Source organism: Cupriavidus phytohabitans (assembly GCF_017815025.1).
Classification (GTDB): Bacteria; Pseudomonadota; Gammaproteobacteria; order Burkholderiales; family Burkholderiaceae; genus Cupriavidus.
This window is the reverse complement of the sequence record NZ_JAGIQB010000198.1, coordinates 1-1,208: the sequence shown is the minus strand read 5'-3', so window position 1 is coordinate 1,208 and position 1,208 is coordinate 1. Positions and strand designations below refer to the sequence as shown.

General features: G+C 53.1%; 1 protein-coding gene. It reads left to right on the top strand.

The window, feature by feature from the left end; all coding sequences use genetic code 11:
* Positions 1 to 318: 318 nt before the first annotated feature.
* The gene (locus tag J8I34_RS34120; RefSeq protein ID WP_209808570.1) at positions 319 to 1,101 is read left to right on the top strand and encodes a GH12 family glycosyl hydrolase domain-containing protein; all 783 of its coding nucleotides are present in this window, start codon (positions 319 to 321) and stop codon (positions 1,099 to 1,101) included.
* Positions 1,102 to 1,208 lie beyond the last annotated feature (107 nt).

Below are 1,208 nucleotides of genomic sequence, written 5' to 3'. Positions count from 1 at the left end.
ACCTCAACTGTTCCAACCGCCCGGTGCGGACCCGCATGCCGGGTGGCGTGGGAGGGGTGCGGCCGATAGGTCGCCCCCTGTCCCGATTAACGTCTGTGTGCGGGTGTATGGTGCCGTATACGATGTCATCACGGACACGCCAGTGCCGTAGGGGCTCTGCTAATGGAGAACCAGACAGTCCCGTCGGTATTTTCGGCGCGGAATCGTTAGGCAGTTGCATTTCCGCGTCAGCTGAACTCATACGACACCAGCCCATTTTCGCTAAACTAGAACGCCTTACCGACCCCAAATATTTACACCGACAGGAATTAAGAAGATATGCCAAAATTTCTAGCCATATTGGGATGCCTTACCTCCCTGATGCTGATGCTTGGATCCACCGTCGCGCAGGCTGCAACATGGTCTGCAACTTCGCCTTCAACTTCATCCTGCTATGAGCCTACTCTTTTCGCGCGTTGGAGCTACGAGGGGTATACCTTAAACAATGACGTATGGGGGCCTTGCAGCGTTCCTCCAGTCGCAGTTGGTCCGCAGTCCTTCTGGGCTAATTCAAGTTTCGACTGGGGTGTCACGTCAGACCAGCCGGACACGAACGGCATCAAGTCCTATCCGCACGTCGAATACTTTGTCAACAAGCCTGTCAGTTCGCTGAGGAAGCTCACTGCCACTATCTCAGCTACCACGCCTGCTGCTGGTGCATGGGAATCTACGTTGGATATCTGGGCCGACGCAAAACAGCACGAGATCATGGTCTGGCTGAACTACACGGGCACCTCGAATGGATGCGGTAATGTCAAGCCGATCGCGTACAACTGGACTTCTGAAGGTTGCGCGATTCCGCTCTACAGTAACGTTCCGCTGTCCGGTAGCACCTGGAATGTCTATGTCGGTAGCAACGGCAAGAACGCCGTCTATTCTTTCTTACGTACAGCGAAGACCAACCACACTACGATCGACGTGCTGGAGATCATGAATTACTTAAAGTCGCTGAACTATTTTGATGACGTGGTTGTCGGCGAGATCCAGTACGGTTTTGAAATTACATCATCGGTCGGTGGGCTGAGCTTTGTGTCTAAGAACTTCGCCGTCACCGCTGAGTAATTCTATTGAGACTTGTATAAATCATGACAGCCGATTCGAGTCTGACGCGTTATCTGATCAAGGCGTTGATCGGGAGTCGATCGCATGGCTGGGAAGATGGACGAAGC